This is a genomic window from Rahnella sp. PAMC25617, from assembly GCF_050606005.1.
Taxonomy (GTDB): Bacteria; Pseudomonadota; Gammaproteobacteria; order Enterobacterales; family Enterobacteriaceae; genus Rahnella; species Rahnella variigena.
In genome coordinates this window covers 45,602-60,743 of sequence record NZ_JBOCUM010000006.1, presented here as the reverse complement: position 1 = coordinate 60,743, position 15,142 = coordinate 45,602, and the positions used below count along the sequence as shown (strand labels likewise).

Annotated in this window: 12 protein-coding genes and 1 other annotated feature (1 of these 13 only partly in view); of the genes, 1 reads left to right on the top strand and 11 read right to left on the bottom strand. The window is 48.9% G+C overall.

Features of this window, described 5'->3' with window-relative positions; all coding sequences use genetic code 11:
• Positions 1–12: 12 nt before the first annotated feature.
• From ACM615_RS06245 to ACM615_RS06235, 3 genes are read right to left on the bottom strand one after another with little or no spacing between them, the layout of a single operon-like run.
• The gene (locus ACM615_RS06245; protein WP_431011648.1) at positions 13–3,645 is read right to left on the bottom strand and encodes a glycosyltransferase; all 3,633 of its coding nucleotides are present in this window, start codon (positions 3,643–3,645) and stop codon (positions 13–15) included.
• Positions 3,642–5,033, bottom strand: coding sequence for an ABC transporter ATP-binding protein (locus ACM615_RS06240; RefSeq protein WP_431011647.1), 1,392 nt, complete (start codon positions 5,031–5,033; stop codon positions 3,642–3,644). The genes ACM615_RS06245 and ACM615_RS06240 overlap by 4 nt, the downstream gene beginning before the upstream one ends.
• The gene (locus ACM615_RS06235) at positions 5,023–5,841 is read right to left on the bottom strand and encodes an ABC transporter permease (RefSeq protein ID WP_113878364.1); all 819 of its coding nucleotides are present in this window, start codon (positions 5,839–5,841) and stop codon (positions 5,023–5,025) included. The genes ACM615_RS06240 and ACM615_RS06235 overlap by 11 nt, the downstream gene beginning before the upstream one ends.
• A gap of 505 nt (positions 5,842–6,346) precedes the next feature.
• Here ACM615_RS06235 and gndA point away from each other — a divergent pair.
• Positions 6,347–7,756 (top strand): NADP-dependent phosphogluconate dehydrogenase, encoded by a 1,410-nt coding sequence (gndA, locus tag ACM615_RS06230; RefSeq protein WP_431011646.1) that lies wholly within the window; start codon positions 6,347–6,349, stop codon positions 7,754–7,756.
• Positions 7,757–7,872: 116 nt separating this feature from the next.
• On the opposite strand, the gene hisIE is transcribed toward gndA, so the two are convergent.
• Genes hisIE through hisG form a run of 8 tightly spaced genes read right to left on the bottom strand, consistent with a single transcriptional unit; the run spans position 7,873 to position 15,027 of the window.
• Positions 7,873–8,487: a bifunctional phosphoribosyl-AMP cyclohydrolase/phosphoribosyl-ATP diphosphatase HisIE gene (gene hisIE, locus ACM615_RS06225; RefSeq protein ID WP_132964099.1), complete on the bottom strand. Its 615-nt coding sequence runs from the start codon at positions 8,485–8,487 to the stop codon at positions 7,873–7,875.
• A 23-nt stretch (positions 8,488–8,510) separates the two neighbouring features.
• Positions 8,511–9,284 (bottom strand): imidazole glycerol phosphate synthase subunit HisF, encoded by a 774-nt coding sequence (gene hisF, locus ACM615_RS06220; protein ID WP_431011645.1) that lies wholly within the window; start codon positions 9,282–9,284, stop codon positions 8,511–8,513.
• The gene (gene hisA, locus ACM615_RS06215; protein WP_132963902.1) at positions 9,266–10,003 is read right to left on the bottom strand and encodes a 1-(5-phosphoribosyl)-5-[(5-phosphoribosylamino)methylideneamino]imidazole-4-carboxamide isomerase; all 738 of its coding nucleotides are present in this window, start codon (positions 10,001–10,003) and stop codon (positions 9,266–9,268) included. The genes hisF and hisA overlap by 19 nt, the downstream gene beginning before the upstream one ends.
• A gap of 5 nt (positions 10,004–10,008) precedes the next feature.
• Positions 10,009–10,599: an imidazole glycerol phosphate synthase subunit HisH gene (gene hisH, locus ACM615_RS06210; RefSeq protein ID WP_112291012.1), complete on the bottom strand. Its 591-nt coding sequence runs from the start codon at positions 10,597–10,599 to the stop codon at positions 10,009–10,011.
• A complete protein-coding gene (gene hisB, locus ACM615_RS06205) occupies positions 10,599–11,663 on the bottom strand; it encodes a bifunctional histidinol-phosphatase/imidazoleglycerol-phosphate dehydratase HisB (RefSeq protein WP_369921255.1) in 1,065 nt (354 codons plus the stop codon). Before hisB ends, hisH begins: the two co-directional genes overlap by 1 nt.
• Positions 11,664–11,677: 14 nt before the next feature.
• On the bottom strand, positions 11,678–12,811 hold the full coding sequence (hisC, locus tag ACM615_RS06200; protein ID WP_112291016.1) for a histidinol-phosphate transaminase: 1,134 nt from the start codon (positions 12,809–12,811) through the stop codon (positions 11,678–11,680).
• Positions 12,811–14,124, bottom strand: coding sequence for a histidinol dehydrogenase (gene hisD, locus ACM615_RS06195; protein ID WP_129638671.1), 1,314 nt, complete (start codon positions 14,122–14,124; stop codon positions 12,811–12,813). The genes hisC and hisD overlap by 1 nt, the downstream gene beginning before the upstream one ends.
• Positions 14,125–14,127: 3 nt before the next feature.
• The gene (hisG, locus tag ACM615_RS06190; protein WP_013575087.1) at positions 14,128–15,027 is read right to left on the bottom strand and encodes an ATP phosphoribosyltransferase; all 900 of its coding nucleotides are present in this window, start codon (positions 15,025–15,027) and stop codon (positions 14,128–14,130) included.
• A gap of 73 nt (positions 15,028–15,100) precedes the next feature.
• Positions 15,101–15,142: a sequence feature (His leader region), on the bottom strand; it runs 80 nt beyond the window's last position.

Here is a 15,142-nt window from a genome sequence, read left to right as displayed (position 1 = left end):
AAGTAATTTTAATCAGGATTTTTTTGCGGAAATAATTCCATCGAAAATACCCTGTAATTCAACTGCTTGTTGGTCAAAAGTAGTGATATTGTTACTTGGTAATACAACCTTGCCTTGAGCATAGCGGGTTGAGTAAATATCTATTGTTTTATTAATTGCTGCCAATAGTGCCCCCCCCTTATCTTCAAGCGGAATGATAAACCCATTTTTGCCTTCGATAATATCTTCAGTGACACCGCCGGCATCTGTGACAATGACCCAAACATTACGAATTAATGCTTCGCGAACCGTAAGGCCAAAACTTTCCTTCCACTGGGTAGGGAATAGTAATGCATCTATATTAGCGAAGAAATCATCGATGTTAGCCTGGGTGTACCCAGGTACTAAAAGGGTATTCTCAAAGAAATCTAGATCAGATTTTGTGAAGGAGGAATACCCAAGGTTCGTTGTATTGTCGACAATACTAAGACTGACGTTTTGATCAGTAAGCTTAGTGAATGCTTTTCGGATGAGGTGGAAACCTTTAACCTCGGTATTACCACCGACATAGCCAAATCTCAGAGTGCTACCACAACGTACATGCTCTGTGGATTTAGGTTTCAAAATCCCATTTTTATTAATAATGACATCTTTAAAACCATTGGCAATATGGAAATCGGCAAAATACTTACTCGGTGATAATATAGCAGCGGCTGTATTGAGAGTGCCTCTGACTCGCTTTTCTCGGAGGAAATGCAAATGCTTGTTAGCTATATTACCTGTCTCGCGCTCGGCATCAATCATTGCCTGACCAACATAAACACCATTTTTGTCAATCATGAATTGGTTGGTGCTTAGCCACCATGCATCGTGAAGAGTAACCACGTGAGGAATATTAAATTGATTACAGATGTCCAGCATACTGACACCCATTCCCTGAATACAGTGGAAATGAACAATGTCTGGTTTGGTAACTTTTACAATGTCCTCAAATACGGAAGTGATATTTTGATTATCAAAGCTTTCTCTGGAACTTAAATTATCCGGTATGCCTATGCCAAATGCATTCATTCCATCAGTTTCATAGCGTTTACATTGGTAAGATGCTATGTCGCGGTCAGAGAATGCAGTGACAACATGCACAATTTTACCGCTATCGCGAAGCTGTTTGTTAATTTCCTGAGCAACTATCGTTGCGCCACCGAATGAACGCGGGGAGTAATAACAGTTCACAGACAGAATGGTTTGTGGTCGTTTTTCTGTAAAAATATGGTCAATAAAAGGCTGAACCTGATCTTGTGCAATACTCAGTGGTGAATAATGAGACATTACATTTTGATAGGCTTTTTCACCGACAGTAATACGCTTTTGTTTATCTTCAATTAACGAACTGAATGCCTGGATCCATTCGGATTCACTTTCACAAAGATAACCATTTTCTTCATGCGTAATGGCCTGAGTAAATGCCGAGCGTGGTGAGCATATTGAAGGTATATGAAGTGATGAGGCTTCAATATATTTAATATTACTTTTCGAGTCGTTAAAAATATAGTTTTCCAGAGGTGCGATACTAATATCGCATTCAGAGAGCAATACCAAATACTCTTCATATGTACAGGTAGGGAAAAACTCTATCTGCGAGATATATTTTGATAAATAATCAGGCAGATCTAACTGACCGATCACTCTGAATTTCGTATTAGGATATTTTGCCAAAACTGCTGCGATAGCAGGCGCCGCCTCTTCAAAATCAATATTATGTGTATTAGTGCCTGACCCATAGACTATACGTACATATTCATCGGATTTAGTTGCACTTACATCTGAATTATTGATCTGATCGGCCGTCACCATCGTTTGGTTATCGAGCGCGTTCTCGATGATTACCACATCATTTGCTCCTGCTTCCTGCATTGCTTTTGCCAAGCCGGGAGTCGATGCAATGCCACCATCACACGCCAACATGGTGCTGCGGTAAAGGGTAGCACCATTAATGAGGTCTTTTAAAACTGTAGGATCAAGGCCTTTAAGCGTTTTACTGTTCCTTAGTATCTCTTCATCAAAAATCAGGTCATCTACATCCCAGTAGGTCTTAATGTTGAGTCTTTTCGCTTCTGCAATCACGTGCATGACACTTTCGAAGCCAGGAACTCGGTAGAAAATAACTACGGAGTGGCGCTGCAAAGCTTCGAAAGCTCCGGCGATATCATTCCAGTCGAGAATATTGCATTCATACCCTCGTTGGCGGAACATTTCTTGTTTTTGAAGTACGCGATATTTTTTGCATTGAGGAATACTGAGTTCCCCAATGATTAATATCCGCGGTGCTAAAATCTTTTCAGCAGGTAACGTAATCTGCTCTTTTAAAATAGGATAAGTTGGGTGAACAAAGTTTTCTGATGGCATGTGTTGCGCAACGGTGCGCAAACGGCTACGAATGCCAGCAACGCCATCCCGGCGATAAACGCCGACTGCTTTTCTGAATGTGCTGGATATGCCTCCACCTCTTCTGATAGATGGTCCAATTAACCGAGTCAACAATTTCGCTCTACGCAGGCTAGTGAAAAACCAACGAATAGGTTTGGTAATCTTCCAGCTTTTCGATTTCCAGATTTCATTGATCTGTTTTTCTAAATCAATGATTCGGCTCTCAAGTTGAGATGTGCGGTTTTGCAGATGGCTCGCAGTAGAATTGGCGTTGTCGAGTAAATCATGCAAATCTGCATTATCAGCCAAGACTTCATTACATTTAGTCTGAATCGTATTGTTATCAGTTCTTAGCTGTTCTAATTCGTGTTGACTTTGCTCATGCCTTGTCGTCAGATTAGCTAAACGCTCGTTCATCTCAAGCCATTGTGCTGCAGGAGAATGCAGCATAGTTGACCAGATATTATCATTCTGCGGAGGTGAGTTCAGGAGAGTTTTGTGATAATTCTTGTTACCCACAACAACGGATTCTTCTTCCCCGGCAATATATCGCTCACCTAGAATGTTTTTCTCATGTTCTTTTTTACGAACAACACAGATTGAGTTTATAAACTCAACGGAATGAATTTGCGATAAAAGTTCATTGTCGATTTCAACTTGATAATGTCCTTTGAATTCATCAAGCACACTTCCAGATGCTTTATCAAGCCCCCAGTGCTCGTGATTAATAATATCGACAAGTCTTTTGAAGAATGAAATGGAAGAATAAGGATGGTAAATACCTCCTTCATAATTCCCCCAATAACTGCAATGCAGGTCCTCAGCAATAAACACACCACCATTTTTGATGGTGCCGAAGTATTTGCAAAAAGCTCGGATAATATCAGGAGATGTATGCGAACCATCATCTATGACAATATCGAACTCAGGCTGAAAACTGATGATTTTTTGGCTGGTGACGTCTGATGTGGCATCTCCGACAAAAACGCTAATGCGGGGATCGGTGTATGTTAAATTCCCGCATAATTCATCGATGTCGCAGCCTATGATTTTTTCTGCCAGAGGGAAATAGTTCGACCAAGCTTCAAGTGAACCGCCATTCTGAACACCAATCTCCAGCATAGTGATTGGCTTATTACGATACGGAGCCATAATGTTATCGTAAGCATCAAAGTAAATATTCCATTTATCTGAAATTTTACCGGTGCTTTCTTCGTACAAATCGTAAAGTTTTTTCATACTATGGCTCTCAAATCAACTTTTGAAAAATTAATACCAACCAGTCCCCAGCGTACTTTGCTTGAAGAGACATTTATAATAAGGGCATCATGCAGAAAATGATGTTGAACATGATCGTGAACATCACCATTAGCAAGTGATGCCATGACGACATATTGACCATTAGGCAACATGGGAAGTTTAAATTTAAATTCTCCCTCGATATTTTGCCCGGGTTCAATTTCTTTTGGATTCAGGTTGGTGAAGGGGAGAGTGTTCTCACCAAATAAATCCTGACCCAGTCTGTCTTTAACAATGAAGCCAAGAATAGGGCGATCAAAGTGGGTATCTACTTTGGCTTTGATGACCAATTTGACGGACTCTCCGCCTTGATACACTGTTTTCGTTTCATTGTTGTAAGTAGTTAGTTCGACAGCGGTAATCTCTCCGGCGCCGCTTTTCCAGCCATTAGCCTGACTGAGATTATCAGTGACCTTAATTTTACTTTCGTAATCGAAGAGTATTGGCTCATTAGCTTCGAATGCTTCGTCGAGAGCCTGGTTTGCATTTTGAGTTGATTCCGCTAATGCCTGGAGTTTGGCATCCTCACCATAGACTTCCTGTAATGTGTACTGCAGGTAATCTTCTGCGATTTCCTTCGCTGAACCTGTTTTAACCAAATCACCTTTGTGAAGCCAGACGGCATCCTGACAAAGATTCAGTACCGAATTCATATCGTGGCTGACAAAAATCAGCGTGCCCGTTTCTTTGAATTTGCGGATAAAGCGCATACATTTTTGCGTAAATACAGCATCACCCACGGCAAGTGCTTCATCGATGACCATAATATCTGCATCAACGTGTGCAATAACAGCAAACGCCAGGCGCACGTACATGCCGCTAGAATAGTTCTTAACCGGTTGATCGATGTGCTCGCCAATATCTGCAAAGGTTTCGATTAAGTCGAATCGTTTTGTAACCTCTTCGCGGCTCAAACCATAGAGCGATGCGGCCATATAAACGTTATCACGCCCGGTAAATTCAGGGTTAAAACCGGCGCCCAATTCAAGTAGTGCTGCGACTTTACCGTGAACTGTGACATTGCCGAGTGTTGGGTTTAACGTGCCACAAATCATCTGCAGGAGTGTGGACTTACCTGAACCATTGCGGCCAATGATCCCTACTGTTTCCCCTTTACGCACCTTAAAGGAAACGTCCCGTAATGCCCAAAATTCTCTGAAGAAGTTTTTGCGGCCACGGAAAAATATTTGCAGCAAACGATCACGGGGTTTTTCGTAAATCTGATAACATTTCCCCAGACCTTCTACGCTAATGGCAATATCTTCCGTTAGGACATTACTATCCGGAGCGTTAACGTCAGTCGTAGAAATTATAGAATTACAAGACATCGGCAAACCCCTTTCTTGTCTTTTGGAACCAGGCAAATCCCAGCCAGGCTACCAGGCTGCAGGCAGCAAAATAAATGCAGAAGGAACTGATTTTTGGGATCCCACCGAAGTAGAGAATGTCGCGCATTTCGGCGATAGCAGGTGCTAGAGGGTTCATTTTCAATAACGGACGATATTGTTCCGGCAATGCTTCAATCGGGAAGAAAATTGGCGATAAAAACATCAGAACAGTGGTTAATACTGCAACCAGTTGGGACACATCGCGCAAATACACGCCTAATGAGGCCAGAGCCCAACTGACGCCAACAGAAAGGAGGACTAACGGTATAATCGTTATCGGCAGTAAAAGAATGGTTAAATGAGGAACCCCGACGACGAAAATGTAAAATATTACCCAAACTAAGACGCTGATCATTGCATGGAATAAAGCGGCACCGACAGCGACCCAGGGAAGGATTTCTAAAGGGAAAACAACTTTTTTAACATAGTTAGCATTGGCCAGAACCAAACCTGGCGCACGATTGAAACAGTCTGCAAATAAATTGAAAACAATAAGCCCTGCAAAAAGTATCAGCGCAAATTCAGTTTTTGACTGCCCACCACCGGCCCATCTCGCATTAAATACGACACTAAACACAAAAGTATAAACAGCAAGCATAAATACGGGGTTAAAAAACGACCAGAGAATACCCAGCATTGAGCCTTTATATCGCCCAATAACTTCCCTTTTAACTAAGTTATAAATTAATGCTCGGTTGCGTACAGCGCTGGCCACGAATTCTCTCGGGGACGCATTGAAAGATTGCATCAGGCAACTACCTCATTACTCATAAAAACCTCGTTATACTTCTACTGTAGGGGTTTCTTAATAGACAACGCTTTACCCTTAGCCGGTAATTTTAACCCCAAAGTTGTGCTAAAGGATACATGCCTTGTGTTGGTTTATCCCCTCAGATAAATCTAACTTGTCACTGCCTGTAAGGGATGGGGACACTTTTATGCAAGTTGAATAAAAATGCAGCGATTAGAATAGTTAAATGCATCCACTAAAATGCGTTGTGTCTGTTTAGCTCTTTTTTACCTGCATTCCCCACATGTTACCGGTAAAGTGAAACCGGCCTCTGAGAAAGGCGAGGCGGGTGGCTGCCGGTACGTGCGATCAGAATATTGTTATGGCTGCAATAGGTTCACCCATCGCCATTCTCATGTACAATGCTTGTGTTCATTTGTATGGCCCGGTGCAGTTAAACTCACTGTTAACAGGAGTTTAGACTAAAAACTGGGCGATCAACTATTTCAGACAGGAGTTGCTAATGTCCAAACAACAGATCGGCGTTGTCGGTATGGCGGTCATGGGCCGTAACCTCGCGCTTAACATCGAAAGCCGTGGTTATTCCGTTTCCATTTTTAACCGTTCTGGTGACAAGACTGATGAAGTCATCGCCGAAAATCCGGGTAAAAATCTGGTCCCGCACTACACCGTCGAAGAGTTTGTTGACTCACTGGAAAAACCTCGTCGTATCTTGCTGATGGTGAAAGCCGGTGAAGCAACTGACAAAACCATCGCATCCCTGACTCCGCACCTGGATAAAGGCGACATCCTGATCGATGGCGGCAACACGTATTATAAAGACACCATTCGTCGTAACCGCGAACTGTCTGAGCAAGGTTTTAACTTCATCGGTACCGGTGTTTCCGGTGGTGAAGAGGGCGCACTGAAAGGCCCGTCCATCATGCCTGGCGGTCAGAAAGAAGCGTACGCGCTGGTGGCTCCGATTCTTGAGAAAATCGCAGCGCGTGCTGAAGATGGCGACGCTTGCGTAGCTTACATCGGTGCAGATGGTGCTGGTCATTACGTTAAGATGGTTCATAACGGTATCGAATACGGCGACATGCAACTTATCGCAGAAGCGTATTCCCTGCTGAAACAGTCCCTGAACCTGAGCAACGAAGAGCTGGCAGCCACCTTCGCTGACTGGAACAAAGGCGAGCTGAGCAGCTACCTGATCGACATCACCAAAGATATCTTCACTAAGAAAGACGAAGAAGGTAAATATCTGGTTGATGTGATCCTGGACGAAGCTGCGAACAAAGGTACCGGTAAATGGACCAGCCAGAGCTCGCTGGATCTCGGCGAACCACTGACCCTGATTACTGAGTCCGTATTTGCCCGTTATCTTTCTTCCCTAAAAGATCAGCGCGTTGCAGCCTCTAAGGTATTATCTGGCCCGGCTGTTAAACCTTTCTCTGGTGACAAAGCTGAGTTCATCGAAAAAGTGCGTCGTGCGCTGTATCTGGGTAAACTCGTTTCTTACGCTCAGGGTTTCTCACAGCTCAAAGCTGCTTCAGACGAGAACAACTGGGACCTGAACTACGGCGAAATCGCGAAGATCTTCCGTGCTGGTTGTATCATCCGCGCGCAGTTCCTGCAGAAAATCACCGATGCATATGCTGAAAATGCCTCTATCGCTAACCTGCTGCTGGCTCCTTACTTCAAAAACATTGCTGACGAATATCAGCAAGCGCTGCGTGATGTTGTGTCTTATGCCGTTCAGAACGGTATCCCGACGCCAACCTTCTCTGCTGCGATCAACTACTATGACAGCTACCGCTCAGCGGTTCTGCCAGCTAACCTGATCCAGGCACAGCGTGACTACTTCGGTGCGCATACTTATAAACGTACTGATAAAGATGGCGTATTCCATACCGAATGGTTGGATTAATAGCCTGACCGGCGCGTGTTAAGCACGCCAGTTTTGTAGCGCCAATAAAAAGCCGCCAATGCATAAGCAAAGGCGGCTTTTTTACGTCTGGACTTTATTAGCGTTAAAGCCTGCTGTTATTTCTTATGACGCTGACGCAGATTTTCGATCACGGCGCTCAGGTTTAGATCCTGATCCTGGAGTAATACCAGCAGGTGATAAATCAGATCAGAGGCTTCGTTTTTCAGTTCGAAGCGGTCATTGACGGTGGCGGCCAGCGCAGTTTCCACGCCTTCTTCACCGACTTTCTGCGCGATACGTTTGGTCCCGCTGGCGTACAGTTTGGCGGTATAAGAGCTTTCCGGATCGGCGGTTTTGCGCGATGCCAGCAGTTCTTCCAGCTGATACAAAAACGCCCAGTCGGTTTCGGCAGGGTGGAAGCAGCTGTTATTGCCTTTGTGGCAGGTCGGACCCACCGGATTAACCAGAATCAGCAACGTATCGTTATCACAATCTGGCGTGATGCTGACCACATTCAGATAGTTTTCTGACGTTTCGCCTTTTGTCCAAAGACGTTCTTTGGTGCGGGAATAAAAGGTGACTTTACCGGAAGACTGGGTAACGCTCAGCGCTTCCTGATTCATATAACCGAGCATCAGTACTTCACCCGACACCGCATGCTGGATGATGGCCGGCATCAGGTTGTCCACTTTTTCCCAGTCGAGCTGGCTGATCTGTTCATCGGTTAACAGACAGGTTTTTACGTCCTGAATACTCACAAGCGGATCTCCACGCCATTTTCGGCTAAGTAGCTTTTCAGCTCACCAATATTAATAATTTGTTTGTGGAACACAGAGGCGGCCAGTGCGCCGTCAACCTGTGCTTCGCGAAAGGCATCGAGGAAGTGTGGCATGGTGCCGGCACCGCCGGAGGCGATCAGCGGAACGTGACACACTTCGCGGATCATCTTAAGTTGCGCAAGGTCGTAACCGTTACGCACGCCGTCCTGATTCATCATATTCAGTACAATTTCACCGGCGCCGCGTTCCTGAACTTCTTTCACCCAGTCAACCGTCTGCCAGGTAGTGACTTTAGTACGCGCTTCGTCGCCGGTAAACTGATGCACCTGATAGATACCGGTCGCTGCATCGTGCCACGTATCAATGCCAACGACGATACACTGTACACCATAGCGGTCGGCGAGGCGGCTGATCAATGTCGGGTCAGCCAGTGCGGGTGAATTAATGGAAATCTTGTCTGCACCAAACTGCAAAATCTGGCCTGCATCTTCCAGGCTCTTGATGCCGCCCGCGACACAGAAGGGGATATCGATGACTTCCGCCACGCGTGATACCCAGCTTTTGTCTACCACGCGACCGTCGCTGGACGCCGTAATGTCGTAAAACACCAGTTCGTCTGCGCCTTCCTCAGCGTAACGCTGCGCTAAAGGCACGATGTCACCGATGATTTCGTGATTGCGGAACTGCACGCCTTTAACAACCTGACCGTCTTTAACGTCGAGGCAGGGGATTATCCGTTTTGCCAGCATGAAATTGCCTCCGTCGCAGTAAATTTACCGTCGAGCAATGCGCGCCCGACAATGACACCTTTTACGCCGCTGTCGCGTAATGCCGCAATATCATCAAGCGAGCCGATGCCGCCGGATGCCTGAAATTCTACCTGCGGATAACGTGCGGTCACTTCACGATAAAGTTCAACGTTAGAACCCGCCAGCGTGCCGTCACGGGAAATATCGGTGCAAAGTACATGTTTCAGGCCGAACGGCAGATATTGCTCGACGACCTGTTCCAGTGTGGCGTTGGAGTTTTCCTGCCAGCCGCTGATGGCGACATTTTTAGTGCCTTCTGCATCGATGCGGACATCAAGTGCCAGCACCAGCGCATCTGCGCCGAAACGGGTGAACCAGCCCTGTACGGTCTGCGGATCTTTTACCGCTGTCGAGCCGACCACCACGCGGGTTGCCCCGGCGCTGAGCAAAGCCTCAACGTCTTGTTCGGTGCGGATGCCGCCGCCGACCTGCACCGGCACGGAAACACCAGCCAGCAGTTTGGTCAGCAAAGGGATCTGACGCGCTGCCGGATCCTTTGCGCCAGTCAGATCCACCAGATGCAGAACCTGCGCGCCTTGTTGCTGATAATCCTGCAACCGTGGCAGCGGATCATTGCCGTAGTCACGCTGCTGGCCGTAATCGCCCTGATGCAAACGCACCACGCTGCCTTCGATCAAATCTAAAGCGGGAATAATCATGCTGTTTACATCTCCAGAAAGTTTTTCAGCAACTGTGCGCCAGCGGCACCGGAGCGCTCGGGATGAAACTGCACGCCGAAGAAGTTGTCTTTTTGTACGGCTGCGCTGAAGGGCTCACCGTATAGTGTCTGCGCGATGGTGTTTTCGCATACCGGCATGGCAAATCCATGGACGAAATAGAAGTAGGCGTTTTCATCGATACCACGGAAAAGATGGCTGTCGGCGTTGGCAATGACCTGATTCCATCCCATGTGCGGCAGTGGCAGCCCCATATCCTGCATACGTGTTACCGGCGTTTCGATAATGCCCAGCGTATCAATCCCGCCATTTTCTTCACTCGAAGAAGCCAGCAGTTGCATCCCCAGACAAATACCCAGCACCGGTTGCGTGCAGGCTTTGATGAGTTCGATCAGCTCGCGTTGTTCAAGTTGTTCCATTGCGGCCTGTGCGGTACCAACGCCCGGCAGAAATAACTTGTCGGCCTGCAACACAATTTCCGCTTCACGGCTAACCGTCGGCTCGTAGCCCAAACGTTGCACCGCGTATTTTACGGAAGAGAGGTTGGCACAGCCGGTATCAAGGATAACGACATTCATCACAGCACTCCTTTCGAACTCGGCAGGGTGTTGCCATCGACGCGAATTGCCTGGCGCAGTGTGCGGCCAAAGGCTTTGAACAGGCTTTCGACGCGGTGGTGATCGTTCTTGCCTTTGGTGCGCAGGTGCAGGGTACAGGCCATCGCGTAGGACAGGGAACGGAAGAAGTGTTCGACCATTTCCGTGCTCAGGTCACCGACGCGCTGATAGTTAAATTCTGCTTTGTATTCCAGGTGCGGACGGCCAGAGATATCCAGCGCACAGCGTGCCAGACATTCATCCATAGGCAGCACGAATCCGAAACGACCAATGCCACGTTTATCGCCCAGCGCTTTGTTCAACGCTTCGCCCAGCGCCAGTGCGGTATCTTCTACCGTGTGGTGATCGTCGATATACAAATCGCCTTTCACTTCGATGTTCATACGGAAACCGCCGTGCGTGGCAATCTGATCCAGCATATGGTCGAAGAAGCCCACACCGGTGCGGATTTTGCTTTCGCCTTCACGATCCAGCCAGACATCGACATCAATCGCCGTTTCACGCGTCACGCGGTTCACTTTCGCATGGCGGTCACGTTTAGTCAGCTGTTCAGCAATGGCTGCCCAGTTCAGGGTATCGCGCTGATAACGCAGCCCGGCGATGCCCATATTGGCTGCCAGCTGAATATCGGTATCACGATCACCAATCACATAGCTGTTTGCCGTGTCCAGCACGCCGCTTTCCAGATAACCTGTCACCAGTTTGGTTTTCGGTTTACGGCAATCACAGTGATCGGCCGGAAGATGAGGGCAGATCAGTACTTCATCAAAAACGATACCCTGCGAGGTCAGGATTTGCATCATCAGGTTGTGCGGCGGATCGAAAGTTTCCTGAGGGAAACTGGCGGTCCCCAGACCGTCCTGATTGGTGATCATCACCAGTTTGAAACCGGCGTCTTGCAGCGCCAGCAGTGCCGGAATAACGCCCGGCTCGAGAGCCAGTTTATCCAGACGGTCCACCTGGAAATCTTCCGGTGGCTCAGAAATCAGCGTACCGTCGCGGTCGATAAACAGTGTTTTTTGCAATAACGGGCTCTGGCTCACATGTGCTCCTTGCGGGGGCTATTTTGATTATCGTTGATGGTCGTGGCGGTCGCGCCCGGTAACGGTTGCAGTGCGTCAATCACGCGTTGCAACTCGTTACGCGTACCAATGGTAATTCGCAGGCAGCCGGAAAGTCCCGGTTGCTTATTCTGGTCACGCAGGATAATGCCCTGATCCCAGAGGTTTTTAAATACTGCACTTGAAGCAGAGAAACGGGCAAGCACATAGTTCGTGTCGCTGGCAAAAGCCTCTTCAACGCAGGCGCATTTTTCCAGTTCTTTCAGTAACCACTCGCGGTTCTCTGTTACTTCAGCCACGCGCTGACGCATAATCGCCAGTCCTTCAGGGCTCAGCGCCTGTGCAGCGATATCGGCGACCGGCGTAGATAAAGGATAAGGCGCGATGACTTTCATTAATAAGCCAATCAGCTCGCTGTTGGCGATCGTGAAGCCGCAGCGCAGACCGGCAAGTGCGAAGGCTTTAGACAGCGTGCGCAAAATCGCCAGATGTGGGTATTCCTGCAACCAGCCGGAAACTGTCGCCTGCGGGCAGAATTCGATATAAGCCTCATCGACGGCGACAATCGCGCGGCCACGGGTCATTTCCAGTACGGCGCGGATTTCATCCGGGTCGATAATGTTGCCGGTCGGATTATTCGGGCTGCACACATACACCAGTTTCACGCCGTCGAGGGCAGCTTCAATGGCAGGAATATCCAGAGACCAGTCGGCTTTCGCGGCCACCGTGCGGCCTTCAACGCCAATGGTTTCGGCACTCACGCTGTACATGCCATACGTTGGCGGACAATAAAGGATGGCGTCTTTGCCCGGTTCGCAGAATGCGCGGATCAAAAGCTCGATGCCTTCGTCTGCGCCGCGACTGACCAGCACCTGTTCCGGATCCACACCCGCATAAGCTGCATAACGGTTGATGACCAGCGCAGGCTGACATTCCGGGTAACGGTTAAACGTTTGCTGTGTCAGTTGGAACTGTGGCGCGATGGCATATTCGTTGGCATTCAGCCAGACATCACCGTTCCCCCCCAGACGGCGGGCGGACTGATACGGCGTCAGTTCCTGCACATTCTTACGTGCCAGCGCCTGAACGCTGAGGTTGTTTTCGTTGCTCATCAGCGTTGCTCCTTTAAAGCGTTAACGCGCAAAGTCACGGCATTTTTGTGTGCGGTCAGCTGTTCAGCCTGCGCCAGGGTTTCAATGGTATTTGCCAGACCGAGCAAACCTTCAGGTGTTAACTGCTGAACGGTCATGCGTTTCTGGAAATCGGCCAGCCCGAGGCTGGAACAGGTCGCGGTGTAACCGTAAGTCGGCAAGACGTGGTTGGTACCGGAGGCGTAATCGCCCGCAGATTCCGGTGACCAGTCACCGAGAAAGACCGAACCGGCGCTGGTAATCCTGTCGACAAGCTGTTCCGGCTCGCGGGTTTGCAGGATCAGGTGCTCCGGACCGTAGGCATTGCTGATGTCGATACATTGCGCGAGGTCTTTCGCCACAATCAGACGGCTGCTCGCCAGCGCCTGACGGGCGATCTCGCTGCGGGATAATGTCTGTAACTGACGTTCAACGGCTTCGCCAACGGCCTGTGCCATTTTCAAATCAGGTGTCAGCAAAATCACCTGAGAATCCGGGCCGTGTTCAGCCTGTGAAAGTAAATCAGAGGCGACGAAATCCGGTGTGGCACCGCTGTCGGCAATCACCAGCACTTCGGAAGGCCCGGCAGGCATATCAATCGCCGCGCCGTCCAGGCTCTGACTGACCTGACGTTTAGCTTCGGTCACATAGGCATTACCTGGTCCGAAGATTTTCGCCACACGTGGCACGGTTTCGGTGCCGAAGGCCAGCGCGGCAATCGCCTGCGCACCGCCAAGCTGATACACCTCTTCCACACCGCAAAGTTGCGCGGCATAGAGAATTTCATCGGCAATCGGTGGCGGAGAACACAGCACCACTTTCTGGCATCCGGCAATACGCGCCGGCGTGGCTAACATTAATACGGTCGATACCAGCGGCGCAGAACCGCCCGGAATATACAGCCCGACGGACTGAATAGGGCGGGTCAGTTGCTGGCAACGTACGCCCGGCTGAGTTTCGATATCCACCACCGCCAGTTTTTGCGCCTGATGGAAGGTATCGATATTGCGCACGGCGTGGGCCATCGCCTGTTTAACGTCATCACCTAAACGCGCGGATGCTGCCTCGATTTGCTGTGCGGTGACGCGCAATTCCTGAACTTCAGTCTTATCAAAGCGGGCGCAAAACTCGCGCAGCGCACTGTCACCTTCACTGCGCACACGGCGCAGAATTTCACTGACAGATTCGGTAATACGGTCGGACGCCGAAATTGCCGGGCGTGTCAGCAGCTCGCGACGCTGTTGTTCGTCGCATTGCTGCCAGTCAATCGGGGTAGTGAACGCGTCAGGCTTCATGGCTTACTCCATCATTTTTTCGATTGGCAGAACCAGAATTGAGCTGGCGCCCAGCGCTTTCAGTTTCTCCATGGTTTCCCAGAATAACGTTTCGCTGCTGACCATGTGCATGGCCACGCGCTGCTGATCGCCTGCCAGCGGCAGAATCGTCGGACGCTCAGCACCCGGCAGCAGGGCAACGATTTCGTCCAGACGCTCACTTGGCGCGTGCAACATAATGTATTTGGATTCGCGAGCCTGAATAACGCCCTGAATACGGGTCATCATTTTGTCGATCAGCAGTTGTTTCTCTTGCGGCATTTCGCCATCGCGCTGGATCAGACAGGCTTTGGAGCGGTAAATCACTTCAACTTCGCGCAGTCCGTTGGCTTCCAGCGTTGCGCCGGTAGACACCAGGTCGCAAATCGCATCAGACAGGCCGGCACGCGGTGCGACTTCAACAGAACCGTTCAGCAGACAAGATTTGAAATCGACGCCTTTTTTATCGAGGTATTGCTTGAGCAGGTGCGGATAAGACGTCGCGATACGGGCGTTTTGCAGACTTTGCGGACCGGTATATTCGGTATCCAGCGGCGTTGCCAGAGACAAGCGGCAGCCGCCGAAATCCAGGCGACGCAGGGTAAAGTAACGCGGGTCTTCGCCCTGAGCGCGACGGCTCAGCAGTTCTTCTTCGAGCACGTTTTCGCCGATAATCCCCAGATCCACCACGCCATCCATCACCAGTCCCGGGATATCGTCATCACGGACACGCAAAATATCGATGGGCATGTTTTCAGCGAAAGCGATCAGACGCTGTTCTTGCAGATTGATTTTGATGCCGCAGCGCGCCAGTAATTCGCGTGATTCATCGCTCAGGCGACCCGACTTCTGCATTGCTATCCGTAAACGTGTTTTATCCAGCATGATGACCTCAGTTTCTCAATTATTTATATAAATCGTTTTGTTTAAAATTCTTTAACTTCAATCCGTCAGGCCAAAAAAAAAGCCCCCGGAAGAAATCTTCCGGGGGCTATCTCTG

Coding starts and splice junctions, on each gene's coding strand:
- ACM615_RS06245 (WP_431011648.1), bottom strand. CDS start 3,645: ATGAAAAAACTTTACGATTTGTACGAAGAAAGCACCGGTAAAATTTCA.
- ACM615_RS06240 (WP_431011647.1), bottom strand. CDS start 5,033: ATGTCTTGTAATTCTATAATTTCTACGACTGACGTTAACGCTCCGGAT.
- ACM615_RS06235 (WP_113878364.1), bottom strand. CDS start 5,841: ATGCAATCTTTCAATGCGTCCCCGAGAGAATTCGTGGCCAGCGCTGTA.
- gndA (WP_431011646.1), top strand. CDS start 6,347: ATGTCCAAACAACAGATCGGCGTTGTCGGTATGGCGGTCATGGGCCGT.
- hisF (WP_431011645.1), bottom strand. CDS start 9,284: ATGCTGGCAAAACGGATAATCCCCTGCCTCGACGTTAAAGACGGTCAG.
- hisA (WP_132963902.1), bottom strand. CDS start 10,003: ATGATTATTCCCGCTTTAGATTTGATCGAAGGCAGCGTGGTGCGTTTG.
- hisH (WP_112291012.1), bottom strand. CDS start 10,599: ATGAATGTCGTTATCCTTGATACCGGCTGTGCCAACCTCTCTTCCGTA.
- hisC (WP_112291016.1), bottom strand. CDS start 12,811: ATGAGCAACGAAAACAACCTCAGCGTTCAGGCGCTGGCACGTAAGAAT.
- hisD (WP_129638671.1), bottom strand. CDS start 14,124: ATGAAGCCTGACGCGTTCACTACCCCGATTGACTGGCAGCAATGCGAC.
- hisG (WP_013575087.1), bottom strand. CDS start 15,027: ATGCTGGATAAAACACGTTTACGGATAGCAATGCAGAAGTCGGGTCGC.